Origin of the sequence: Actinomadura rupiterrae (assembly GCF_024172125.1) — a bacterium.
Taxonomy (GTDB): Bacteria; Actinomycetota; Actinomycetes; order Streptosporangiales; family Streptosporangiaceae; genus Spirillospora; species Spirillospora rupiterrae.
In genome coordinates this window covers 145,451-169,766 of the sequence record NZ_JAMZEA010000002.1, presented here as the reverse complement: position 1 = coordinate 169,766, position 24,316 = coordinate 145,451, and the positions used below count along the sequence as shown (strand labels likewise).

General features: G+C 72.9%; 20 protein-coding genes. 10 read left to right on the top strand and 10 right to left on the bottom strand.

Going from position 1 to position 24,316, the window contains the following annotated elements:
• Positions 1 to 88: 88 nt before the first annotated feature.
• Both FHU30_RS05300 and FHU30_RS05295 read left to right on the top strand, forming a co-directional pair.
• A complete protein-coding gene (locus FHU30_RS05300) occupies positions 89 to 952 on the top strand; it encodes a LysR family transcriptional regulator (RefSeq protein ID WP_253872249.1) in 864 nt (287 codons plus the stop codon).
• Positions 953 to 1,066: 114 nt separating this feature from the next.
• Positions 1,067 to 2,284 carry a saccharopine dehydrogenase family protein gene (locus FHU30_RS05295; protein WP_253872247.1) on the top strand — a complete coding sequence of 406 codons (1,218 nt, stop codon included), beginning with the start codon at positions 1,067 to 1,069 and terminating at the stop codon, positions 2,282 to 2,284.
• A gap of 5 nt (positions 2,285 to 2,289) precedes the next feature.
• Here FHU30_RS05295 and FHU30_RS05290 read toward each other — a convergent pair whose 3' ends face one another.
• Both FHU30_RS05290 and FHU30_RS05285 read right to left on the bottom strand, forming a co-directional pair.
• Complete coding sequence (locus tag FHU30_RS05290) at positions 2,290 to 3,411, bottom strand: GAF domain-containing sensor histidine kinase (RefSeq protein WP_253872244.1); 1,122 nt, start codon at positions 3,409 to 3,411, stop codon at positions 2,290 to 2,292.
• Positions 3,408 to 4,064 (bottom strand): response regulator, encoded by a 657-nt coding sequence (locus tag FHU30_RS05285; RefSeq protein WP_253872242.1) that lies wholly within the window; start codon positions 4,062 to 4,064, stop codon positions 3,408 to 3,410. The genes FHU30_RS05290 and FHU30_RS05285 overlap by 4 nt, the downstream gene beginning before the upstream one ends.
• Positions 4,065 to 4,296: 232 nt before the next feature.
• Here FHU30_RS05285 and FHU30_RS05280 point away from each other — a divergent pair, with 232 nt between their 5' ends.
• The gene (locus FHU30_RS05280; protein WP_253872240.1) at positions 4,297 to 5,265 is read left to right on the top strand and encodes a phosphoribulokinase; all 969 of its coding nucleotides are present in this window, start codon (positions 4,297 to 4,299) and stop codon (positions 5,263 to 5,265) included.
• Between the two features lie 144 nt (positions 5,266 to 5,409).
• Here the strand turns inward: FHU30_RS05280 and FHU30_RS05275 are convergent, their stop codons facing one another.
• The 5 genes from FHU30_RS05275 to FHU30_RS05255 form a co-directional block, all read right to left on the bottom strand.
• Positions 5,410 to 5,754 carry a hypothetical protein gene (locus tag FHU30_RS05275; protein ID WP_253873919.1) on the bottom strand — a complete coding sequence of 115 codons (345 nt, stop codon included), beginning with the start codon at positions 5,752 to 5,754 and terminating at the stop codon, positions 5,410 to 5,412.
• A gap of 289 nt (positions 5,755 to 6,043) precedes the next feature.
• The gene (locus FHU30_RS05270; protein WP_253872238.1) at positions 6,044 to 6,505 is read right to left on the bottom strand and encodes a peroxiredoxin; all 462 of its coding nucleotides are present in this window, start codon (positions 6,503 to 6,505) and stop codon (positions 6,044 to 6,046) included.
• A gap of 153 nt (positions 6,506 to 6,658) precedes the next feature.
• On the bottom strand, positions 6,659 to 7,084 hold the full coding sequence (locus FHU30_RS05265; RefSeq protein ID WP_253872236.1) for a DUF3052 domain-containing protein: 426 nt from the start codon (positions 7,082 to 7,084) through the stop codon (positions 6,659 to 6,661).
• A gap of 205 nt (positions 7,085 to 7,289) precedes the next feature.
• Entirely contained in the window at positions 7,290 to 7,697 is a 408-nt protein-coding gene (locus FHU30_RS05260; RefSeq protein ID WP_253872230.1) for a YjbQ family protein, read from the bottom strand.
• A 98-nt stretch (positions 7,698 to 7,795) separates the two neighbouring features.
• Positions 7,796 to 7,987, bottom strand: coding sequence for a DUF1918 domain-containing protein (locus FHU30_RS05255; RefSeq protein WP_253872228.1), 192 nt, complete (start codon positions 7,985 to 7,987; stop codon positions 7,796 to 7,798).
• Between the two features lie 388 nt (positions 7,988 to 8,375).
• On the opposite strand from FHU30_RS05255, the gene aceE reads away from it, so the two are divergent.
• Positions 8,376 to 11,153 (top strand): pyruvate dehydrogenase (acetyl-transferring), homodimeric type, encoded by a 2,778-nt coding sequence (gene aceE, locus FHU30_RS05250; RefSeq protein ID WP_372503846.1) that lies wholly within the window; start codon positions 8,376 to 8,378, stop codon positions 11,151 to 11,153.
• A gap of 392 nt (positions 11,154 to 11,545) precedes the next feature.
• On the opposite strand, the gene FHU30_RS05245 is transcribed toward aceE, so the two are convergent.
• The 3 genes from FHU30_RS05245 to FHU30_RS05235 all read right to left on the bottom strand — a co-directional run bounded on the left by FHU30_RS05245 (position 11,546) and on the right by FHU30_RS05235 (position 13,845).
• A complete protein-coding gene (locus FHU30_RS05245) occupies positions 11,546 to 11,923 on the bottom strand; it encodes a VOC family protein (RefSeq protein ID WP_253872226.1) in 378 nt (125 codons plus the stop codon).
• A gap of 82 nt (positions 11,924 to 12,005) precedes the next feature.
• Complete coding sequence (locus FHU30_RS05240; protein WP_253872225.1) at positions 12,006 to 12,728, bottom strand: helix-turn-helix transcriptional regulator; 723 nt, start codon at positions 12,726 to 12,728, stop codon at positions 12,006 to 12,008.
• Between the two features lie 88 nt (positions 12,729 to 12,816).
• Positions 12,817 to 13,845 carry a PHP domain-containing protein gene (locus FHU30_RS05235; protein ID WP_253872223.1) on the bottom strand — a complete coding sequence of 343 codons (1,029 nt, stop codon included), beginning with the start codon at positions 13,843 to 13,845 and terminating at the stop codon, positions 12,817 to 12,819.
• A 379-nt stretch (positions 13,846 to 14,224) separates the two neighbouring features.
• Here FHU30_RS05235 and FHU30_RS05230 point away from each other — a divergent pair, with 379 nt between their 5' ends.
• The 6 genes from FHU30_RS05230 (at position 14,225) to FHU30_RS05205 (ending at position 22,847) form a co-directional block, all read left to right on the top strand.
• On the top strand, positions 14,225 to 15,607 hold the full coding sequence (locus FHU30_RS05230; protein ID WP_253872221.1) for a sensor histidine kinase: 1,383 nt from the start codon (positions 14,225 to 14,227) through the stop codon (positions 15,605 to 15,607).
• The gene (locus FHU30_RS05225) at positions 15,604 to 16,269 is read left to right on the top strand and encodes a response regulator (protein ID WP_253872219.1); all 666 of its coding nucleotides are present in this window, start codon (positions 15,604 to 15,606) and stop codon (positions 16,267 to 16,269) included. Before FHU30_RS05230 ends, FHU30_RS05225 begins: the two co-directional genes overlap by 4 nt.
• Positions 16,270 to 17,324: 1,055 nt before the next feature.
• Positions 17,325 to 18,275: an alpha/beta hydrolase gene (locus tag FHU30_RS05220; protein ID WP_253872217.1), complete on the top strand. Its 951-nt coding sequence runs from the start codon at positions 17,325 to 17,327 to the stop codon at positions 18,273 to 18,275.
• A complete protein-coding gene (locus tag FHU30_RS05215) occupies positions 18,268 to 20,118 on the top strand; it encodes an acyltransferase family protein (RefSeq protein ID WP_253872215.1) in 1,851 nt (616 codons plus the stop codon). The genes FHU30_RS05220 and FHU30_RS05215 overlap by 8 nt, the downstream gene beginning before the upstream one ends.
• A 15-nt stretch (positions 20,119 to 20,133) precedes the next feature.
• The gene (locus FHU30_RS05210) at positions 20,134 to 21,201 is read left to right on the top strand and encodes an alpha/beta hydrolase (protein ID WP_253872213.1); all 1,068 of its coding nucleotides are present in this window, start codon (positions 20,134 to 20,136) and stop codon (positions 21,199 to 21,201) included.
• Positions 21,202 to 21,665: 464 nt separating this feature from the next.
• Positions 21,666 to 22,847, top strand: coding sequence for a PucR family transcriptional regulator (locus FHU30_RS05205; RefSeq protein WP_253872211.1), 1,182 nt, complete (start codon positions 21,666 to 21,668; stop codon positions 22,845 to 22,847).
• Positions 22,848 to 24,316 lie beyond the last annotated feature (1,469 nt).

Sequence of the window (24,316 nt, the reverse complement as noted above, 5' to 3'; positions counted from 1 at the left end):
CGCCGCTCCTCTCGGGTGGATGCGACCCCGAGACTGACGCGGCGACACTTGCATTGTCCATCAAGTGTTTCCGGCGGATACTTGAGCGATGACTGAATCCAGGCTGCGGGCGCTGGTCGCGCTGGCCGACACCGGCTCGGTGCGGGCGGCGGCGCGGGAGCTGTACGTCACCGAGTCGGCGGTGTCGGCGTCGGTGTCCGCGCTCTCGCGCGAGCTGGACGTCGCGCTCGTCCGGCGGGAGGGACGGGGCGTCCGGCTGACGGCCGCCGGAGACGTGTACGCCTCGTATGCGCGGCAGGTGCTCGGGCTGCTGGCGCAGGGGCGGGCGGCGGCGCGGGGCGCGGCCGACCCGGCGCGGGGACCGCTGCGGCTCGCGGCCGTGACGACCGCCGCCGACCACGTCCTGCCAGGTGTGCTCGCGGCGTTCCGGTCACGGTTCCCCGAGGTCGAACTGACCCTTTCGGTCGGGCCGCGCCGGATGGTCTGGGAGCTGCTGTCCTCGCACACGTCCGACCTCGTGCTCGCCGGACGCCCGCCGTCCGGCCTGGACGCCACGGTCCTCGCGCGCCGTCCGAACTCGCTGGTCGTGGTCGCCTCACCGGACGTCGCGGCCTCGTTCTCGCTGGACGAGACGCCGTGGGTGATGCGCGAGCGCGGCTCCGGCACGCGCGGCGCGGCCGAGGAGTACCTCGCCGAGCACCGGGCCGCGCCGCGCCGGCTGGTGCTCGGCTCGAACGGCGCGGTCGTCGCGGGCGCCGCCGCCGGGCTCGGCGTCGCGCTGGTCTCGCGCGACGCGGTCGGCGCCGAGCTTGCGGCGGGCCACCTGGTCATCGTCCCGGCGCCGGGGCTGCCGCTGGACCGTCCATGGCACGCCGTCGCCGGGCCCGTGCCGACGCCGACCACGCTCCTGTTCGTGAACCTGCTGCTGGACGCCCCGGAATGGTCCCGCTGAGCCTGCGGCGCGTTTCATGTCCGGCTCGCGGGACACGCCGGGGAGGAGCCCGGGTGCGCTACTGGACGCCGCATCCGACAGAATCGGATTCGAACCCGTGGGGAGGACGCTGCCATGACCGACGACCGTCCAGCCGCCGAGCCCGACCGTCCGGCTTCCAAGTCCGACCGTCCGTACGACCTCGTCCTGTTCGGTGCGACGGGGTTCACCGGCGGGCTGACCGCCGAGTACCTGGCCGGACGCGCCGACGCCGGCGTCCGGTGGGCGCTGGCCGGACGCAGCATCGCCAAGCTGGAGGACGTCCGCGACCGGCTGGCCGCGATCGACCCGGCGCTCGCCGAACTGCCGCTGCTCCAAGCGGACACGGCCGACGAGGCGTCGATCGAGCGGGTCGCCGCGTCCACCAGGGTCGTGATCTCGACGGTCGGGCCGTACGTCCGGCTGGGCGAGCCGCTCGTCGCCGCGTGCGCGCGGCTCGGCACCGACTACGTCGACCTGACCGGCGAGCCGACGTTCGTGGACCGGATGTACGTGAAGTACCACGAGCAGGCCGTCCGGTCCGGCGCGCGGATCGTGCACGCGTGCGGCTTCGACTCCATCCCGTCCGACCTCGGGACGTACTTCACCGTGCAGCAGCTCCCCGCGGGCGTGCCGCTGCGCGTCGAGGCGTTCCTGCGGGTCCACGCCCAGTTCTCGGGCGGGACGCTGCACTCCGCCGTCGGGATCTTCGCCGACCTGCCGAGCATGCTCCGCGCCGAACGCGACCGCCGCCGCGCCGAGCCCGCTTCCACCAGCGGGCGCAAGGTCAGCCTCGAACGCGGCCCGATCCCGCACACCCGCGCGGGCTGGACGGTGCCGCTGCCAGTGATCGACTCGCAGATCGTCGCCCGGTCCGCCACGGCGCTCGACCGGTACGGCCCGGACTTCACCTTCGGCCACTTCCTCGCGCTGAAGCGCCTGCCGGCGGCCGTCGCGCTCGGGATCGGCACGGGCGTGGCGATCGCCGCGGCGCAGCTCCCGCCGACGCGCGCGCTGCTGCTCAAGCTCGCCACGCCGGGCGAAGGACCGTCCGCCGCGCGCCGCGCCAAGCACTGGTTCTCGCTCACCTTCGCGGGCGAGGGCGGCGGGAAGCGCGTCGTGACCGAGGTGTCCGGCGGCGACCCCGGCTACGACGAGACCGCCAAGATGCTCGCCGAGTCCGCGCTCTGCCTCGCCCAGGACGACCTGCCGGAAACCGCCGGGCAGGTCACCACCGCCCAGGCCATGGGCAACGCCCTGATCGACCGCCTCGTGAAGGCGGGCCTCGGCTTCCGCGTCCTGAAGACCAGCTGAACTTCCTACGTAGTTCGTGACGGGCCGACCGGGACGACGGCCTCGATGCGGGTGCCGCCGCCCGGGCGGCTGACGACGGTGACGCGCCCGCCGAGGAGTTCGGCGCGCTCGGTCATGCCGCGCAGGCCGTAGGACGCCGGGCGGCGGCGGTGCGGGACGAAGCCGCGCCCGTCGTCGGCGACGACCAGCCGCACCCGGTCGCATTCGAGTTCCAGCAGCAGGTCCAGCCGGGACGCGGCCGCATGGCGCAGGCAGTTGCCGACGGCCTCCTGCGCGATCCGGTACAGGGCGGTCTGGACGTGGTCGGGCGGCGCTTCGTCCAGCTCGCCTGCGACGACGACCGACACGTCCAGGCCGTCGCCGCGTCCGGTCGCGTCGCGGGCCAGGGCGGCGAGCGCGGCCGAAAGGCCCAGGTCATCCAGGACGGGCGGACGCAGCCCGCCGATCGCCGCGCGGGTCTCCGCCGACGCCAGGTCGCACAGCTCGCGCGCGGACGCGATCCGCTCGCGCGCCTCCGGATGGTGCTCGGGCAGCGCGCCCTGCGCCGCCGACAGGTGGAAGCCGAGGCTGGCCAGGCGCTGCGCGATCCCGTCGTGGATCTCCCGGCTGAGCCGCGTCCGCTCAGCCTCCTGCGCCTCGACGGCCCGCTCGGCGAACCGCTCCGCCGCGCGCTCGCGCTCCCGGGCCGTCCGCAGCCTCCGGCACGAGCACAGGACGGGCGCGAACAGCTCGGCGAGCGCCCCGACCAGCGCCGCGTCGTCCTCCGGGCAGGGGCCCGAGACGTCCACGACCGCGATCACGAAGGGGCCGCTGATCACCGGGACGGCCAGGCCGCGCCCGTCGGCGTGCCGCCGCGGCCGGCCGTGCGCCGCCACCCAGCCCACCACGCCCCGGCCGAGCGGGACGACGCGCCCGGCGCCGGTCAGCGTCCGCCGGTCCTCGTCGAGGACGTACACGTCGCAGAACGCCACCGCCCGCGCCGTCCGGACGACCAGCGCGGCCAGCTCGTCCGCCATGCCCGGAAGCTCCCGGTCGCCGCAGGCCACCGCGACGATCCGCGCGAGGAGGTCGGCGCCGCGTCCCGCCAGCAGCTCCAGCGCGCCGGGCGCGCTCGGCGCCGGCATCATCGGAACAGGCCCTCGCGCAGCGCCACCGCCACGGCCGCCGACCGGTCGGTCACCTCCAGCTTCCGGTACAGCGCGCGCAGGTGGCTCTTCACCGTCTCCTCGCTGAGCACCAGCCGGGTCGCGATCGCGCGGTTCGACAGGCCCGTGACCAGCAGCGACAGCACCTCGCTCTCGCGCTGCGTCAGCCCCCGGTCGGCCCCCGGCCAGAACTCGCCGCGGGTCAGCCGCGCCGCCGTGACGACCATCCGCCCGGCGAGCGTCGGGTCGACCACGGTCTCGCCGCGGGCCACCTCCTCCAGGCGCCGCACCAGCTCCGGACCGTCCACCCGCTTGAGCAGGTAGCCGCCCGCGCCCGCGCGCAGCGCCTCGAACACGTACTGCTCGTCGTCGTAGACCGACAGGAACACCACGCGCGTCTCCGGGACGAGCCCGGTGAGCGTCCGGCAGACGTCCAGGCCGCTCTCCGGGCCGAGCCGGACGTCCAGCAGCGCCACGTCCGGGCGCAGCGCGGTGACCAGGCGCGCCGCCTCCGCGCCCGTCCCCGCCTGGCCCACCACCCGCACCCGGCCCGCGAACCCCGCCAGCATCGCCGACAGCCCGGCAAGGATCATCTCGTGGTCGTCCACGAGGACGACGCGCACGGGGTGGCCCATCCCGGAACGATAACAACCGCCGCTACCGACGAGTAGCCTCCGGGTGGCCGGAACCCCCTGCCGGGCCGCCCTCCCCTAATGCGCTGCGGAACCTTCGTCCGCGCGGAACGTTCCGGTGGGGTCCCTCCCCCTCGCTTCACCCCCCGCGCTCCCCCGTTCGGGTGACGATGCCCCGCGCGGTCCCGCCTAGCGTCACGGGCACAAGAGAACACCGGCGGACGGAGGGACACCCGTGCCCCATCGGATCGTGCACATGCTCCGCGCGGCCCGCGGCGGGGGCCGCAGGCCCGTCATGCTCGCCATCGCGGGGGACAGTGCGGCGGGAAAGACCACACTGACCAGGGGGCTCGTGCGGTGCCTGGGGGCGGACCGGATGACCGCCGTCTGCGTGGACGACTACCACGCCTACGACCGCGCCGAACGGGCGGGCAAGCCGTTCACCGCGCTCCACCCCGACTGCAACCACATCGAGATCATGGAGCAGCACCTCCAGCTGCTCTCGCTCGGTGAGCCCATCCTGAAGCCGGTGTACGACCACTCGACCGGGAAGCTCGTCCGGCCCGAGCTCGTGCGCCCGCGCGACTTCGTCATCGTCGAGGGCCTGCTGCCCCTGCACACCGCGATGGCCCGCGCCTGCTTCGACATCACCGTCTACCTCGACCCGCCCGAGGACCTGCGGCACTCCTGGAAGATCGACCGGGACTGCTCGCGGCGCGGCTACACCCCGGACCAGGTCCGCGCCGAGCTGGACCGGCGCGAGCCCGAGAGCGCCGCCTTCGTCCGGCCGCAGCGCCGCTGGGCCGACATCGTCGTCCGGTTCGCGCCCGTCCCGGGACGTCCCGGACCGCTCTCGGCGGAGCTGCTGCTGCGCCCGACGATCGACCACCCCGAGCTCGCCCCGGTCATCGCCGAGGCCACCCGCCACCAGCGCGACACCGCCCTGCACCTCAGCCTGCACCGCGACACCGACGGCCGGCCCGTCGACGCCCTGCACGTGCACGGCTACGTCGGCTCGGACGAGTCGTCCATCGTGAAGAACGCCCTCTGGGACCGGCTCGCCGACCGCCCCGGCCTCTCCCCCGAGGCCCTCGGCCGGGTCGGCGAGACCCAGACCAGCGACCCGCTCGCCATCACCCAGCTCCTGCTGCTCTACCACCTGCTCGAAGCCCGCCAGACGGGCGAGGTGAAGGCCCTCGCCTGACGAGGGACCCGCGATCGGGCGGGGAGGCCCCGGAACACCCTTCCACTCCGGGCCGCCCGACCGCGACCGGCCGGGCGCGAACGCGGAAAAGCGCCCGGCCGGTATTCCTTTGCCCGACCGAGGCTGGGGAACGGGGACGTCGAATCAGGCCAGGGGACGGCCGAGGACGCGGTCCAGGGCCGCGGCCACCTCTTGGGACAGGTCGGGGTTGGGGGAAGGGTCGTCCTGGACGGGCTCGGAGCGCGGCTCGCCGTCGTCGCGGACGGCCTCGCGCGTGTGCCCGCACTCGCGGCACTCGACGTCGCCGAGGCGGCAGACCAGCGCGGCCGAGCCGCAGGACGGGCAGCGGTCGAGCGCGTCCGCCCAGCCGTCCGTGGCCTGGCAGGCCGGACAGACCAGGACCTGGTGGTCGGCGAGGACCCCGCGCCGCCAGGGACTCGCGCCCCGGGCGGGGTCCGTCTGCCGCGCCCCGCACCGGAAGCAGGGCATCACACCTCCAACGGGTGCGAAGGGCCGGGTGGGGGTCCCGGCCTACAGGTCAAGTTTGCGGAGCCCCCGCGACTCCCGCAAGCATCGCGCGGACCCATTCGATCGCGGGCCGGCGTCCGCGCGTCCACCGGGCGGGAACCCCGTGGACGCCGCAGCCGGCGCGGGCGCGTGACCAACCCCGCGGAGCGGCGCCGAAGGCGGGCCCCGCAGGGTTGATCGCAAAACGATGCCGCGCCCGCACATGAGGCCGGGCCGCGTCCGAGCCGCTAGGCGCGGACGCGGAGCCGGATCACAGGTTCGACAGCGCCTTGCGGTAGTCGTCGAGGTCGCGGGCGTCGGGGATGGCGTTGACCACGGTCCAGCGGACGACGCCCTCCTTGTCGATGATGAAGGTGCCGCGCGTCGCGATGCCGCGGTCCTCGTCGAAGACGCCGTAGGACCGGGCGACGCCGCCGTGCGGCCAGAAGTCCGAGAGGAGCGGGAAGGTGTAGCCCTCCTGCTCGGCCCACGCGCGCTGGGCGAACGTCGAGTCGACCGAGACGGCGACGACCTGGGTCTCGTCGTCCCCGGTGAGCGTCGGCAGCTCGTCCCGGATCGCGCACAGCTCGCCGGTGCACACGCCGCTGAAAGCCAGCGGGAAGAACACCAGGACGACGTTCTTCTCGCCCCGGAAGTCCGACAGCTTCACCGGTGTCCCGTGCTGGTCCTTCAGCTCGAAGTCCGGTGCGACGCCGCCTGCCTCAACCGCCAATGCCTCTCCCGAGGATCGACCCGCCCGGGGGCGGGATGCGCTCGTCCCCGCAGCCGCGGGGACCCGTCCCGCCCAGTCTGCCACGGGCCCGCGCCGCCGCCCGGCCCCGAGGGGACCGGAGGCGGACACGGGCGCCGTCGCGTGGGGCGCGGCTCAACGGCCCTTCGGCGGGACGAGCTTGGTGCCCGACCAGTCGCCCGCCGCCGAGACGCTCTTGGACTGCGTCATGCCGGAGGAGGAGGCGGCCTCGTCGATGTCGCTCGGCTCGACGTGGCCGTCCCGCCCCGCCTTGGGGGTGAGCAGCCACACCACGCCGCCGTCGGCCAGGGAGACCAGGGTGTCGGAGAGGGCGTCGAACAGCTCGCCGTCCTCCTCGCGCCACCACAGCAGGACGGCGTCGACGACGTCCTCGTAGTCCTCGTCGACGAGCTCGGCCCCGGTGACGGTCTCGATGCTCTCGCGGAGCTCCTCGTCCACGTCCTCGTCGTAGCCGATCTCCTGCACCACCTGGTCCGGCTTGAATCCGAGCCGTTCGGCCAGGCTGCGCTCAGACTGCGCCTGACCTGCGGTCGCGCTCACGAAAGTCCTCCCATGGTCGTAAGTCCGCACCGGACGGTCCGGGCCACCCCCGTGGCGGTCCGACCCCGCCCCGCGCGGGTTTTGCGGGACAGTCCACACAAGTGGAGGCCCCTCGCGCAAGTGTTCTCCCGGCATTTGGTGGCCTCATTGGCCGATTCGCGCCGGACGTCGTGACGAAACACCCACCGAGCGTAACAACCCACGCTCATCCCGCAAGGAAGGACAACCGTACCTGCCGGTCCGGATTGTCCACGTTGAGGTCGACGAGGGCCACCGACTGCCAGGTGCCGAGCTGCAACCGCCCGCCCAGGACGGGCAGCGTCGCGTACGGCGCGATCATCGCGGGCATCACGTGCGAGCGCCCGTGCCCGCGCGAGCCGTGCGCGTGCCGCCACCGGTCGTCGGCGGGCAGCAGGTCGCCCAGCGCGGCCAGCAGGTCGTCGTCGCTGCCCGCGCCCAGCTCCAGGATGGCCACCCCGGCCGTCGCGTGCGGCACGAACACGTGCAGCAGCCCGTCCCCGCCCTGCTCGGCGGCGAACCGCGAGCACTCGGGCGTGATGTCCCGCACGACCTCGGCGTTCCCAGTGGCCACCCGGACCACGGTGCTCTCCATAGCTCCCTGTCTACCAGCATCCACCCCCCGCCAACCCCACCCGACCCCGCACGCGGCACGGCGCCCCCTTCGGCACGACGGCCCCCTCGGCGGGGAGGTCAGGGGGTGGGGCGGGGTTCCACTACGGCGTCGGGGCCGGGGAAGACGAGGGCGGTGTGGCCGTCGGCGAAGCGGACGAGGTAGGGCGGGCCGCCGTCCGGGCCGCGCACCTCGATGATCTCGCCGGTGTGGTCGGCGAGGCCGACGGTGTTGCCGTGCACGTGCAGCCGGTCTCCGACCGATGCGTTCATATGATCCTCCGGACTTGGCACGGGGTCGCGCGCGGCGCGCGGACCGTCCGGTCGACGTCTCCCTTCCAGCTTGGTACCCGATCACGCGTCCGCCAAGAGCCCGGGCGCGCCCTTCGCGCCCGTTTCCGGACGCGGGGCGTCCACCCGCGAGTGGCCGGGGATCAGCAGGAGGGTTGCCGGGAATCGGCAGGCTAAAAGGGGCGGAAAGGGGCATTATCTGGGGGTTACGGCGTGCGCCCGGGCGGCCAGAATGAATACCGGTCGGTAGAGGTGCGATGGTCCCGCCGAACGGCGACGATGGACCGACGACCAGGGGCGGCGGAGCGCCGGCCACCCGCCGGCGGCCCCGCCGCTCCGGACAGACGCCGAGCACAGCAGAGGGGACCCCGTGGCTTCCGGACGTCAACGTTTCTCGATCATCAGTGACGGCCTGCCGAGCCAGCTGCCGGACATCAACCCGGACGAGACCCGGGAGTGGCTGGAGTCGCTGGACACGGTCATCAAGACCGAAGGCCGGGGCAGGGCGCGGTACGTGATGCTCCGCCTGCTGGAGCGGGCGAGGGAGCTGCAGGTCGGGGTGCCCGGCCTGCGCAGCACCGATTTCATCAACTCCATTCCACCGGAGCACGAACCCTGGTTCCCGGGCGACGAGCACATCGAGCGCCGGATCCGCGCGTACATTCGGTGGAATGCGGCGATCATGGTTTCCCGGGCCAACCGCCCCAATCTCGGGGTAGGCGGGCATATCGCCACCTATGCCTCGGCGGCCTCGCTGTACGAGGTGGGTTTCAACCACTTCTTCCGCGGCAAGGACCACGGCGAGTCGGGCGACCAGGTGTTCATCCAGGGACACGCCGCGCCCGGCATCTACGCGCGCGCCTACCTGGAAGGACGCCTCCCGCAGGACAAGCTGGACGGCTTCCGGCAGGAGTTCAGCCACCCCGGCGGCGGCCTGTCGTCCTACCCGCACCCGCGGCTGATGCCCGACTTCTGGGAGTTCCCGACGGTCTCGATGGGACTCACCGCGATCGACGCGGTCTACCAGGCCCGGTTCAACCGCTACCTCTACAACCGCAAGATCAAGGACACCTCGCGCTCGCACGTCTGGGCGTTCCTCGGCGACGGCGAGACCGGCGAGCCCGAGTCGCTCGGCGCGATCGGGCTGGCCGCCCGCGAGGAGCTGGACAACCTCACCTTCGTGATCAACTGCAACCTGCAGCAGCTGGACGGCCCGGTGCGCGGCAACGGGAAGATCATCCAGGAGCTGGAGTCGTTCTTCCGCGGCGCCGGCTGGAACGTGCTGAAGGTCATCTGGGGCCGCGACTGGGACCCGCTGCTCGCCCAGGACGTGGACGGCGTGCTGGTCAACAAGATGAACACCACCCCGGACGGCCAGTTCCAGACCTACACCGTCGAGTCCGGCGGCTACATCCGCGACCACTTCTTCGGCGACGACCCGCGACTGCGCAAGATGGTCGAGCACCTGACCGACGACGACCTGCGCAAGCTGTCCCGCGGCGGGCACGACTACCGCAAGGTGTACGCGGCGTTCAAGGCGGCCCGCGAGCACGTCGGCCAGCCGACCGTGATCCTCGCCCACACGATCAAGGGCTGGACGCTCGGACCCGACTTCGAGGCCCGCAACGCCACCCACCAGATGAAGAAGCTCACCAAGGCCGAGCTGAAGGAGTTCCGGGACCGCCTCTACCTGGACATCCCGGACTCGGCGCTGGAGGGCGAGCTGCCGCCCTACTACCACCCGGGCGAGGACTCCGACGAGATCGAGTACATGCGCGAGCGGCGCGCCGCGCTCGGCGGGTTCCTGCCGCGCCGGGTGGTGCGATCCAAGCCGCTCAAGCTGCCCGGCGACCCGGTGTACGGCGAGCTCAAGCGCGGGTCGGGCAAGCAGCGGATCGCCACCACGATGGCGTTCGTCCGGCTGCTGAAGGACCTGATCAAGGACGAGAACATCGGCGCCCGGTTCGTCCCGATCGCCCCGGACGAGTACCGCACCTTCGGCATGGACTCGCTGTTCCCGACGTCCAAGATCTACTCGCCGCACGGGCAGACCTACGAGGCGGTCGACCGGAAGCTGCTGCTGTCGTACAAGGAGTCCGAGCAGGGCCAGATGCTGCACGAGGGCATCAGCGAGGCGGGCTCCATGGCGTCCACCATCGCAGCCGGGACGTCCTACGCCACGCACGGCGAGGCGATGATCCCCGTCTACATCTTCTACTCGATGTTCGGGTTCCAGCGGACCGGCGACCAGGCGTGGGCGTTCGGCGACCAGATGGGCCGCGGCTTCCTGCTCGGCGCGACGGCGGGCCGCACCACGCTCACCGGCGAGGGCCTCCAGCACGCCGACGGGCACTCGCCGCTGCTCGCCGCGACCAACCCCGCCTGCGTCCACTACGACCCGTCCTGGGCCTACGAGCTGGCGTACGTCGTCCAGGATGCGCTGCGCCGCATGTACGGGTCGTCCGAAACCCACCCGCACGGCGAGGACGTCTTCTACTACCTCACCGTCTACAACGAGCCCTACCAGCAGCCCGCCGAACCGTCCGACCTGGACGTCGCCGGCCTGCTCAAGGGGCTCTACCTGCAGTCGCCGTCCCAGCTGGGCGGCGAGGCGCCGAAGGCCCGGATCCTCGCGTCCGGCGTGGCGGGCCGCTGGGCGCTGGAGGCGCAGCGCCAGCTCGCCGAGCAGTGGGGCGTCGCGGCGGACGTCTGGTCGGCGACCTCCTGGAACGAGCTGGCCCGCGAGGGCGCCGCCTGCGACGAGTGGAACATGCTGCACCCGGACGAGGACCAGCGCGTCCCGTACGTCACGCAGCGGCTCGCCGACGCGCCCGGCCCGTCCGTCGCGGTGTCGGACTACATGCGCGCCGTCCCGGACCAGATCGCCCCGTGGGTCCCCGGCGACTTCGCGTCCCTTGGCACGGACGGCTTCGGCTTCTCCGACACCCGCGCCGCGGCGCGCCGCGTGTTCCACGTGGACACGGCGTCCATCGTCCTCGCCGTCCTGACCCGGCTCGCGCGCGCGGGCGACGTCAAGCACGAGGTACTGCAGAAGGCGATGGACTACTACCGGCTGAGCTCCCCTGTGGACGAGGTGTTCGCAGGAGGTGTCCAGACCGCCGAAAGCAACACGGGCGGCGAAGCCTAACCGCGCGCGCACGAGCGAATCGTCCGCGCGCGTACGAACGAACGGGCTCGCATACGAACGGACCCGACGGCCCGCGAGCCGACCGGGACGCGTACGAGCGGAGGCCCCGAGACTGCGAAGGTGTAGGTCGCGGTCCCGGGGCCTTTCCGCACCTCTGGCCGAACGGCCCGGCACGGCACGCCCGCCCTTGTACTGGACGACGTGGCGAGGCGGGACGTCCACCAAAGCTCTCCTGAGCGGCGGTGCTACCCAACTCATCAAGCGCTACGCAGCGCCTGTCGATCTATGCGAAGCGCCACGCGGCGCATCTTCCGCACTACAAGCCGCACCCAGCGATCGCCACACGGCGCATATCGAGCTCCCAACGATCGTGATGCGGCGCCCCTGGGGCCTTACGGCGCGGGCGGGCTGAAGACGCCGAAGTGGTGCCCGGCGCTGTCCTGGAGCTGGGCGAAGGTGAGGCCCGCCTCGGTGGTCGTCGCCGGGACGATCACCTTGCCGCCCAGCGCCTCGGCCTGGGACACCGTCTCGGTGACGTCCCGGACGACGACGTAGAAGATCGCGTAGTCCGGGAAGTGGCCGTCCGACTCCATGATGCCGCCGGACGGCCGGTCCGCGCCGGGCGTGGTGACCTCGTCGTACTTGAGTGTGCCGCCCTCGGTGATGTTGAACGTCCAGTCGAACAGCTCGCCGTAGAAGCGCCTGGTCTCATCGGCCTTCCCGGTGCCGATCTCGAACCAGGCCACCGAGTTGTACGCGATGTCGGTCATTGTCCGTCTCCTCGCTCGTCCGTGCGTCGTAGCGAGGATGACCCGGCGCGGCGACAACCCCCTGTCGGTGTTTCCGAGGCTTTCAGGCGAGTTCGAGCACGCGGGTGCGGAGCTCCTTCGGCGGGTCGCCGAGGGACGCCCACGACCGGTGCGGCGCGATCTCCTCCAGCGGGACGGCCCGCCGGACGCGGTCGAGCCTGAACACCCGGGTCTCGCCGCGCAGCCGGCACCACGCGAGCAGGTACCAGCCGCGCTCGGCGGCCGTGAACGCCTGCGGCTCCACGTCCCGGTCGGTCTCGCTGCCGTGCCGGTCCACGTAGCTGATGCGGACGACGCGCCGCGAGACCATCGCCTCCTCCAGCACGGCGTCCCGCGCGGGACGGACGGGCGGTTCGGGCACGTCATCGTCCTCGGCCGGAACGCTGAAGCGGATGCGGGACGCGAGGTCGCGCGCGGCGTCGTTGTCCGCCGCGGGCATCACCGAAAGGATCTTGTTGAGCGCCGTCCGGGCGGCCTGCGCGTAGAGGGTGTCCCCCGCGCGGCCGAGGCAGATCGCGAGCGCGACGGCCTCACTCGCCGTGAAGTTGACCGGCGGCAGCGTCCGCTCCTTGTCGAGCGTGTACCCGCCGGTCCGGCCGACGTCCGCGTAGATCGGCACGCCCGCCTGCTGCAGCGCGCCGATGTCCCTCTCGATCGTCCGGACGCTCACCTCGTAGAGCGCCGCCAGCTCGCGGGCGCTGCGACGGCGCGGCGCGCTGGCCCGCAACTCCTCCACAAGCGCATACAACCGGTCTGTGCGGTTCACCCCGCCGACCGTACGCGCCCCCTCCGACAAAACAGCCACACACCCGAGTCAGCGCGCGGCGGGGGCAGACGTCGGGGCGCGTGCGGGGTCAGCGGGCGGCGCGGGTCCAGGCGAGGAGGTCGTCGGCCTTGAGGGTGTTGACGACGCGGTCGGCGGGGATGCCGCAGCGGGCGGCGCGGTCGCAGCCGTTGGGTTGCCAGTCGAGCTGGCCCGGCGCGTGGGCGTCGGAGTCGATCGAGAAGCGGCAGTCGGCCTCGACGGCGAGGCGGAGGAGCCTTTTGGGCGGGTCGAGGCGTTCCGGGCGCGAGTTGATCTCCACCGCGACGTCGTAGGCGGTGCAGGCGTCGAAGACCAGCTGGGCGTCGAACGCGGACTCGGGGCGCAGGCCGCCGCGGCGCCCACCCGCCTTGACGATCCGTCCGGTGGCGTGGCCGAGGACGTTGACCTGCGGGTTCGCGATGGCCTTGACCATCCGCTCGGTCATCGGGACGCGCTCCATCCGCAGCTTGGAGTGGACGCTCGCGACCACGACGTCGAGGCGTTCGAGCAGGTCCTCGTCCTGGTCGAGGGAGCCGTCGTCCAGGATGTCCACCTCGATACCGGTGAGGATCCGGAACGGCGCAAGCTCCTCGTTCAGCTCGGCGACGACGTCCAGCTGGCGGCGCAGCCGGTCCGCCGAGAGGCCGTTCGCGACCGACAGCCGGGGCGAGTGGTCGGTGAGCGCGATGTACTCGTGCCCGATCGAGATCGCGGCCTCGGCCATCTCGCGGATGGGTGAACCGCCGTCCGACCAGTCCGAATGCGTGTGCAGGTCGCCCTTGAGCGCGGCGCGCAGCCGGGCCGCGGCCTCGTCGACCGGCTCGCCCTCGGTCGCCTCCAGCCGCCGCAGGTAGACGGGCGTCTCACCGCGCAGCGCCTCCGTGATGGCCAGCGCCGTCACCTTGCCGATACCGGGCAGATCACCGAGAGTGCCCTGGTCGGCGCGCTCGGCCAGCTCGTCCGGCGACATGCCGTCCACGAGGTCCGCGGCCTTGCGGAAGGCGCGCACCCGGAACGTCGGCTCCTGCGCCCGCTCCAGCAGGAAGGCGATCCGCCGCAATGCCTCAGCAGGCTCCATACCTTGCAATCTAGCCCGCCCCAACCCCCCTGAACCCCCCACCAAGCTCACATGAGCCTCTCCCCGCCCACGCTCCACCCCGGTCAAGCCCTCCGGACCACGCACCCCAACGCGGCGACCCGGCCCTGAACGAGCCGAGATCACGCGGCAGCAAACTCAGGCGGCGACCATGCGCGCTCATGGATCGCGCGGCGGTCCGGCCACGGATGCTGCTGAATCATGCGAGGGGCTGGCCCCTGGGTATGGCTCAGGCGACCGTCCGGGCTCACGATCACCGGCCCTCCGAGCACGGCGCGTCCGGCGGTAGGACCACGGTATGACGTGAGGGTGGCACCGCAGGGGCATCCGGGGGCGGGCTCCGGTTCTCTAACCTGGGGCTATGAGCGGCGAGGTGGAGCGCGAGGAGGCCGGCGGGCGGGCGACCGTCCGCCTGCTGACGCGTCCGCTCGCCGCCGCGCTGTGGCGCGGGCGCGCCGAGCCCGCGACGCCCTCCCCACCCTGGCCGTTCGGGCTGCGCTGGACGCGCTTCATCGGCATAGGACGGCTGCCGTTCGGGCTCGTCGCGCAGGGGTTCGACCTGCTCCTCGCGGTGATCCTGCTGTTCAGCGGCATCCCGGTGCTGGCGGAGCGGCTCAGCGGCCCGCCGCCCTACCATCCGCCCTACGCCCCGGACGTGGCGCCGCCGCCGCATCCGTCGCCGACCTTCGGCGCGGTGGTCCTCGCGGTCTGGCTCGCCGCGCCCCTCGCGCTGCGCAGGAGGCATCCGCTGGGGGCGTGGCGGCTCGCGGCGTCCGGCATGGTGGTCTCCGCCCTGCTCATCCAGACGAACGACCGGTTCATCCCGTCCGGTGTGATCGCGATGCTGTTCGTCCTGTACCTGGTGGCGGTGCGGTGCTCGCGCGAGACCACCATCGGGGTGGCGCTCGTGACCGTCCTCGGGGCGGGCCTGCTGCAGCCGCGCACGGCGGCGGGGGCCGCGGTCCTTATCGCGTTGCCGCTGCTCGTGGGCTTCCTCGTGCGCACGCGACAGGCGTCCCGGCGCGAGCTTGAGCAGCAGGAGCGGAGGCACCGCGACGCCGAGGCCGTCCTGCTGGAACGGCAGCGCATCGCGCGCGAGCTGCACGACGTGGTCGCCCACCACATGTCGATGATCGCCATCCAGGCCGAGGCCGCGCCGTACAAGACACCGGACGTCCCCCAAACGACCCGTGAGGACCTGGCCGAAATCCGCGCGACCGCGTTGGACGCCCTACGCGAGATGCGCCGCATCCTGGGCGTCCTGCGCCAGGAGGACGGCGCCGTCACCGCACCCCAACCGAGCCTGGAACGCCTGGACGAGCTGCTCGCAGGCGCGCGCGGTACAGGGCTCGAAGTGGCGTCCCAGGTCAAGGGTGACCTCACCGACCTGCCACCGGGCGTGGGGCTGACCGCCTACCGGATCGTCCAGGAGGCGCTGAGCAACGCGATGCGGCACGCTCCCGGCTCCGCAGTCGGGGTCGAGGTCGCGCGCGGGGGCGGGATACTACGGCTGAGCATCGTCAACGGCCCGGCCGCGCCCGGCCACTCCCCCACGCCGTCCCCACCGGGCGCGGGCCACGGCCTGGTCGGAATGCGCGAACGGGTGGCGATGCTCGGCGGCGACCTGTCCGCCGTGCCGCTCGCCGATGGAGGATTCGCCGTGACCGCAAACCTGCCCGAGACCACACCACCGGACACCGCGTCGTCCACGAACACCGGCCGTCCGGGGACATCGGCCTCATGACGATCCGGGTGATGATCGCCGACGACCAGGGAATGGTGCGGACCGGATTCGGCGTCCTGCTCAACGCCCAGCCCGACATCGAGGTCGTGGGCGAGGCCGAGAACGGCGAGCGGGCCCTGCTGGTGGCCGGGTCACTGCGCCCGGACGTCGTCCTGATGGACGTCCGCATGCCCGTGATGGACGGCCTGGAGGCGACCCGCCGACTCCTCTCGTCCGGCGCCGACGACGCGCCGAAGGTCCTCATGCTCACCACCTTCGACCTGGACGACTACGTCTACGAGGCACTGCGCGCGGGCGCGTCCGGCTTCCTGCTGAAGGACGCCTCGGCGACCGAGCTGGCCGAGGCCGTCCGGGTCGTCGCGGCCGGTGACGCGCTCCTGTCGCCGTCCATCACCAAGCGCCTGATCTCGGAGTTCGCCCGCCTGGGCGCCCCGCGCGGACCGTCCCGCTCCCGCCTGGACGAGCTGACCGACCGCGAGACCGAGGTCCTGGCCCTGGTCGCACGCGGCCTCTCGAACGCCGAGATCGCCACCGAACTGGTCGTCGCCGAGCAGACCGTCAAAACACACTTCGGCCGCATCCTGGCCAAACTCGCCCTCCGCGACCGCGCCCAAGCCATCGTCTACGCCTACGAAACCGGCCTAGTCCGCCCCGGCGAATAACCCCCAGCAAACCCCCACACCACCGGAGCACGCCCACCCCTCACAAACACAAAACCGAACACGAACGCAAACCGCGCATACTTGCGTAGCCGCACGGACGGAACGCCCAACACCGGCGGGCATCGCCGCACAGCCGCGCACAGACGCAAAGGCACGCATGGCGCGTGGCCGTTGGACGGAACACCAGCCAGGGGGCCCGCTGGCGAGATTCGTCGCGTAGCCGCGCAAGGACACGAAGAGCTGCCCAAACGCGAAGCGCGCATGATGCGTAGCCGCATGGACGCGACGCCAGCCCTGGCCACCTGGGCAAGCATCATCACGTAGCCGCACACACACAAAGTCGCGCCCAGCGTGTGGCCGCATAGACAGGACGCCTGGGCCAGGCCCGCCGCCGGGCATAGGCACGCGGTCGGCACGTGGCCGCACATGGATGCTAGGGGCAGGGCGCGGGCGGCGCAGGCTCGTGCGCGGACTTGGGCATGAGCCGCGAGACTCAGGGCGCGGGCTCGGCGCAGGCGCAGGCGCAGACGCGGGGGCTCAGGGCGCGGGCGCAAGCGCAGGCTCGAGTTCGGGCGCAGGCGCAGGCGCGACCGCAGGCGTGGGCACGGGCGCGGGGCGCGGGGCGCGAGCGCTGGCGCGGGCGCGGGCGGGGGGCTCGGGCGCAAACGCTGGCGCTGGCGCGGGCGCGGGCGGGGGGGCTCGGGCGCAAACGCGGGCGCGGGCGCGGGGCACGAGCGCAAACGCTGGCGCGGGCGCGGGCGGGGGGGCTCGGGCGCAAGCGCTGGCGCGAGCGGAAGCGCAGGCTCGGGCTCGGCGCAGGCTCGGGCTCGGCGCAGGCGCAAGCGCGGGCGCGAAGCGCGGGCGTGAGGCGCGGGGCGGGGGGCTCAGGGCGCGGGCTCGGGGCCGGTTTGGAGGCCCGGCTCGTGGGTGTAGGCGGCGTAGTACTCGGGTGGTACGTGGGAAGACGGCACCGGTGGTTGATCCGCGTTACGGGCGCCGGTTCCTACCTTCCAGATCAGTGGTGAGGAAGCACTGATCAGGAAGGACATCCGAGCATGCGGATCGTTGGACGCCGGAGCGCCGCGGCCGTGGCCGTGCTGGCCGTGGCCGCCTCGACCGCGGCGGCCGCGCGCGTCCCCGATCCCTACGGGGCGCCGGGCCCGCTGCCGAGCCTGTCCACGGGGGCGCTGCCTGCGCGGTACGCGGCCGTGCACGGGCAGATCGAGGCGGCGCGCACCGTGGCCGAACGCGCGCACGACGGGGGCCGAGCGGGAGCGCTGGCACGGTTCCTGACGCCCGATCGCCGGTTCCTGTCCTTCGACGCGCGCGGGACGGGACGGGCCGTCGAGGTCATCGGCGACCTCGCGCAGGCGGACCGCATAGCCGTCATCGTCCCCGGCGCGGACGGCCTGCTGACCAACTTCGACTCGTGGAAGTGGGCGGGCGGCGGCGCGCGGGCGGTCGCCGACCAGGCCCGCCGCGAAGCGCCCGGCACCCGCCTCGCGGTGATCGCCTGGCTCGGCTACGCCTCCCCGCCGACGCTCAGCACCACCGTCCTCACCGACGACCGGGCCCGGACGGCCGCGTCCGCGCTGCGGGGGTTCGTCAGCGACGTCCACCGCGTCAACGGCCGCGCCGGGATCGCCCTGCTCTGCCACAGCTACGGCTCGGTCGTCTGCGGCCGAGCGGGCAAGTCCGGACCGCTGCCCGTGGACGAGGTCGCGCTTTTCGGCAGCCCCGGAACCACGGCGGGCTCCGCGCGCCAGATCTTCCCGTCCGCGCAGGTGTGGGCAGGCCGCTCCTCCGGCGACTGGATGCAGTTCGTCCCGCATGTCCGGCTTCTTGGCATCGGTTTCGGCCGCGACCCGCTCTCCAGCGCGTTCGGCGCCCGCCGCTTCGCCGCCGGCGGCGGCCCGCACAGCGCGTATCTGAAGCCCGGGTCGACCCCGCTGGCCAACCTCACCCGTATCGCCCTGCACAAGGAAGCAGAGGTGACCCATGGCTGAGCAACCCGCGCTCCCCGCCTGGCACGCCGAGCGCTACCGCCGCATGGCCGACCGCAAGCCCGGCCTCGTCACGGTCATCGAGGCGACCACCCCCGACACCCGCGACCGCGCCGTGGACGCCCTCCGCGCCCTGGCCATCCTCGGCGTCATCCTGGGCCACTGGCTGGTCACCGCCGTGGTCAACACCGGCGGCGTCCTGCACGCCGCCAGCCCCCTCACGACCATGCCCGCACTGGCCCCGATCAGCTGGCTCCTCCAGACCCTCGCGATCTTCTTCCTGGTAGGCGGCTACACCACCACCCGCAGCTACCTCACCACCCACTCATCCACCCCCACCCGCCCCACCAGCACACGAGGAGGCACCACCCGAACCAGGAGCACCCAAACCACAAATCCTCGCGAAGGGCACCCACCGACCAGAGCAGCCTCCGCAGGCAACCAGCGAGCCCGCACCAATCAGCTATGGCCCGAACGGCCCGACAACGGACAAGGCCACAGCCACAGGACTTGGCTCAGACGGCCCGACGACAAGCAAGACCGCAGCCATCAAGCGCAGCTCAGACGGTCCAGCAACGGACGAGGCCGCAGCTACCGGACTTGGCTCGGACGGACCGATGACAGGCAAGGCCCCGGCCATCAAGCGCAGCTCAGACAACTCGGCAACGGGCACGGTCGCCGCTGCAGGCCATGGCTCGGACGGTCCGGCGACAAGCAAGATCGCGGCTATCGAGCGCGGCTCGGACGGGTCGGCGACAGCCGAGACCGCAGCTACAGAGCTTGGCTTGAGCGGAGGGCCGTCCGGCTGGTGAAGCCTGTGCCGATCTTGTTGGCAGTGTGGGCCGGGGCCGTCCCGCTGCTACTCGTGGCCGGATACCCGGCCGGGACAATCGGCTCGCTGATCAACCTGGTCCTCGACCCGCTGTGGTTCCTGCTGGTCTACCTGGGCCTCACCGCGCTCACCCCGATCGTGGCCGGCGCCGTCCGCCGCTGGGGCGCCTGGGCCGCGGCGCTCCCGGTCGCCGCCACCGCGCTGATCGACCTGTCCCGCTTCGCCCTGGGAGGACCCCCTTGGCTCAGCTGGCTCACTGTCGCCTCAGCATGGCTCGTCCCCTTCACCTTGGGCGCCGCCTGGGCCCACGGCTCCTTCACCCCCCACAACCCCAGCAGCCCAGCAGAGCCCTCGCGGTCCAACGGGCCGCGCCGCCTCCGCGATCCCAGGCACGCGGGCCCCGGCCGGGATGGGCCCGCGCGAGGCCTCGCTCGCGATGGGGCGAGGACATGGCTCGGGCCGTTGGCGCTGCTGGTCGGCGGGGGTGCGGCGGCGATCGGGCTCGTCGTATTCGGCGGATACCCGGCGAGCATGGTCGGGGTCCCCGGACAGCCGGTCTCGAACCTGTCGCCGCCGACGCTGGCGGCCGTGGCGTTCGGGCTGGCGCAGTGCGGCGCGGCGCTCCTGCTCCGCGGCCCGCTCGCCCGGCTGATGCGGCGTCCGGTGCTCTGGGCGGGCGTGGCCATGGTGAATCTCTCGGCAATGACCCTGTTCCTCTGGCACCAAACCGCGATGCTGGGCGTTTCAGCTCTCGTGACGAGGATCACGGATACAGTGCCAGGGCTGCTCGACCCGCCCGGCCATCCCGGATGGATCTTCCACCGGTTGGTCTGGATCCCGGTGTTCGCCGCCGTCCTGGCGGGACTGTGGTCGCTGGCGCACCGCTTCGAGCGGCGGATCCGATTCCAACCGACGGGCCGTCCCGTACATCTCACCAAGAGACCGAACGCCTCGGACTGGGCTTTCGGGACACGCACGACGACCACCGGATGCGCCGAGCATCGACCTGGATGAAGTAGAAAGGCCGGCATGCCGCAGTCTTCCGAGACGCCGCAGTCCTCCTCCAGTGAGCAGACCGCCGGCGACGTCCCGGCCGAACGGCCGCACCGCCGCAGGCACCCGCTGCGGCGGCTGGCCGCCTGCGCGGTGCTGGCGGGCGGCGTGCTCTTCACCACCGCCGGGACGGGCCACGCCGACCCCTACGCCAAGCCGGGCCCCGTCCCGATGCTCTCGCCGAGCACGCTCAACGCCCGCTACGCGGCCGAGCGGCTCACGATCGCGAAGGCCCTGAAGACCGCGAGGGACGTGGGCGACACCGAGCGCGCCCGCGCCCTCACCGCGTTCCTCCAGCAGGACCGGCATTTCCTCACGGTCGACCCGCGCGGCCGCGGCCAGGCCGTCGAAGTGGTCGGCGATCTCGCCCGCGCCCGCCGCGTCGCGGTCCTGGTGCCCGGTGCCGACTCCACGATCGCGGGCTTCGACATGCGTGCCGGACGCGCCTGGGCGTCCCCCGGCGGCGGCGCCCGCGCCGTCTACGACGAGGCCCGCAGGCTGTCCCCCGGCAGCGACCTCGCGGTCGTCGCCTGGCTCGGCTACGCCGCCCCCAAGACCTTCAGCAGCGACGTCCTCACCGACACCCGCGCCGAACGCGGCGCCGTCGAGCTCCGCCAGTTCCTCGTCGGCATGCACCGGGTCAACCCGTCCGCCCAGGTCGGCCTGCTCTGCCACAGCTACGGCTCGGTCGTCTGCGGCCGCGCCGCCATGGAGGGCTACGGCCCCGGCGGCCCCGCCTGGCGCAAGGTGTCCGACATCGCCCTGTTCGGCAGCCCCGGCACCACCGCCTGGACCGCCGGCGGCCTCGGCACCACCGCCCGCGTCTGGGCCGGACGAGGCGCCACCGACTGGATGGAGGACGTCCCGCACGTCCGCATCTTCGGCCTGGGCCTAGGTCCCGACCCCGTCTCCCGCAACTTCGGCGCCCGAGTCTTCCAAGCCGGCCGCGTCGGCCACAGCGACTACCTCGCCCCCAACTCCCCCTCCCTACGCAACCTCACCTACATAGCCCTAGGCCGCCCCACCAACGTCACCCCCGCCTAACCCCACCCCAAAACCCCCAGCCACCACACGACCCACGCCTCGTCCCACCGCGCCCCAGCTTCGCCCAGCACCCCACCCGGCGCCCCCGCGTCCCGCCCCGCCTCAGTCCGACACGCCGGGCGCTTCCTGGCTGGGCCCTCCATGCGGTCGATCGCCTGTCGGCTCACCCTTGGGCTGACTCTTTGGGGAGCTTCGGGGCGTCCATCCGTCAGGCGTCGGTTATGTCCAGCTCGCGATACATGTGTCGCCCGGTCGGCCGGGCATCACATTGCCCTCGGACACACGGACCAGAGCTCACCCTTGAGGTGAGTTTTCGCAGGTCATCAGGCCATCATGAGTATGGACGCAGTACTGGCCATCGGGTCCGATCTCCAAGTTGAGCTACTGGCGGGTAGGGGGTTACTCGGCAGTTCAGTTGAGGGTGGCGGGGCGATTCATCACGTTCGAGATGGCACTCTGGACGTGTGGACAGCAGCAGCGACGCGGCGCTCCGCGAGCAGACGACCAAGCGCCTTGAGAAGGCGATGGGGACGTTCGGCACGGCGGCCCTCGCCAGCATGGAGGAGCAGCTTCCGTGGTTCCGGCGGATGCCCGCCGACCAGCGGTCGTGGATCGGGCTGGTCGCGCAGGCCGGGATCGCGGCGTTCGTGGAGTGGTTCGGGAGCGGCGAGAACGCCAAGCCCGCCATCGCCGCCGAGGTGTTCGGCACCGCGCCGCGGGAGCTGATGCGCTCGATCAAGCTGCGGCACACCATCGACATGGTCCGCGTGATCATCGACGTGGTGGAGACCCGGCTGGAGGAGCTGGCCGCCCCCGGCGGTGAGGCGCAGCTGCGCGAGGCGATCCTCCGCTACACCCGGGACGTCGCGTTCGGAGCCGCGCAGGTGTACGCGCAGGCCGCGGAGACCCGCGCCGCCTGGGACGCCCGCCTGGAGGCGCTGGTCGTCAACGCCGTCCTGCGCGGCGAGGTGGACGACGGCATGCACTCCTGGGCCGCCGCGCTCGGCTGGACCGCCAAGCCCGTCACCGTGATCGCGGGCTTCACCTCGGACGAGGAGGAGCCGGAGGTCACCATAGACCAGATGCAGCTGGCCGCCCGCCGCGCCCGTGTGGACGCGCTCGCCGGCGTCCAGGGCACCCGCGTCGTCGTGATCATCGGTGGCACCGAGGACGCGGTCGCCGCCGCCCGGCACATCGCCGCCAAGTGCGGCCCCGGTCCGGTCGTGGTCGGCCCCACGGTCGGCGATCTGTACGACTCGCCCGTCTCCGCCCGGTCCGCGCTCGCGGGCCTGCGCGCCGCCGCCGGATGGCCGGACGCCCCCCGTCCCGTCCCGTCGGACGAACTGCTCGCCGAACGCGCCCTCGACGGCGACGACGTCGCCCGCCGCCACCTGGTCGACCACGTCTACGACCCCATGTGCGACGCGGGCGCCCCCCTCCTCGACACCCTCACCACCTACCTGGAGCAGGGATCCTCCCTGGAGGCGACGGCCCGCCTCCTCTTCGTCCACCCCAACACCGTCCGCTACCGCCTCCGCCGCGTCACCGAGCTGACCGGCCTGGCCCCCACGGACGGCCGCAACGCCTTCACCCTCCGCATCGCCCTAGCCCTGGGCCGCTTCTCCCGCCGCCCCACCCGCTCCTGACCCCCAAGCCCCCAGACCAGGCCGCCCCCGCCCAAGCCACGCCAAGTCCCCGAACAACCCCACGCAAGCCCGGGCGCCTCATTCACGCCCCCGCGCCCAAGCCCCACCGGCCAACGCTCCAGCCGTTGCCTCGAAGCTCTTGAGTAGCAGCCGCAGGCACGGAGCCAGACCAAGCACAGCCACGCCCCGAGCACAGGTGCGGCCCCGGCACCAACACCAGACGCCGCCTCAACACAGCTCGCCCCGACACGCGCCCGAGCGTGGACGCGCGCCCGCCCAAGAGCGCGGACGTGTGTGCGGACGTGTGCGGACGTGGAGGCGGACACGACCCCGGGCACGTTCCGGCGTGCACGCAGGTGCAACTCCGGACGTGGGCGCGTGGCAGACCCAGGCAGGAAAGGCGCTGTCCGAGGACGTCGCCCAGGATCGGGGGCAAGCTCGGCCGTGGACGAAACCGCGGGTCCGAACAAGGCGAGGGCGCGGATGTGTGCGCAAACCTGAGCATGCGGCCAGGGCACGAAGCAGGCACGGCATGAAACGCGGACGAGGGCACGTGCCGACTTGGGCGTGAACGCGCAATTGGGCCCGGCCAAGAGCGGAAGCGACGCCTGCGGGCCGGTGTCGCCATGGCCGCGGACACTGGCCAGGTGCGGAACTGGGCGCGAGCTCGGACTTCGACAGTTCCGGCCTGGAGCGTGAGCGCAGGTACGACCTCGGCGCGGGCACACCCCCAGAAACTCCGCCTCCGGGCCCGACGCCGCACTGCCCTGGATGCCGACACGAGCATGGGCCTGGGGCGAGCGCAGGCGCGGACGCGGTCGCAAGCTCGCAGTTTGACGGTTCCGGCCTGGAGCGTAGGGGCGAGTACGACCTCGGTGCGGACGCACGCCCAGAAGCTCCGCCTCCGGGCCCGACCCCGCACCGCCGTGGACGCCGACACCAGCATGGGCTTGGGCCCCCACCCCAGGCGCGGGCCTGGCGCGGGCGTGAGCGCAGACCTGGCACGAGCGTGGGCCTGGCGCGGGCGTGGGTCTGGCGCGGGCGTGAGCGCAGACCTGGCACGAGCGCGGGCCTGGCGCGGGCCTGGCGCGGGGCCGACTGTGGGTTGACGTGGCCACGACGTGGAGGCATGACACGCCCCCGGGCACGGTTCCTTCGAGCGCATAGGCGCGTCCCTGGGCGTGGGCGCGGTACAGGCGTGGGCGCGAAAGCGCTGTCTGAGAGGCGTCGCCCGGGGTCTGGACGTGACTTCGAGCGCGAATGAGGGCGTGGCCTGACCTTGGTGCGGGAGCGCGGTTCCGTTTTGGGCATGGGCGCGGATCTTGGGCCGGGCGCGCACGGGAAGCGACGCCTCAGTCCCGTCCTCGCACTGGCGTGGGCGCCGACACGAGCGCGGATCTGGGCGTAGGCGTGGCTCGGGCCCGGCGTACTGTGCGGCAACGGTGAGGGGCCTGGGCCTGGGCACTGGG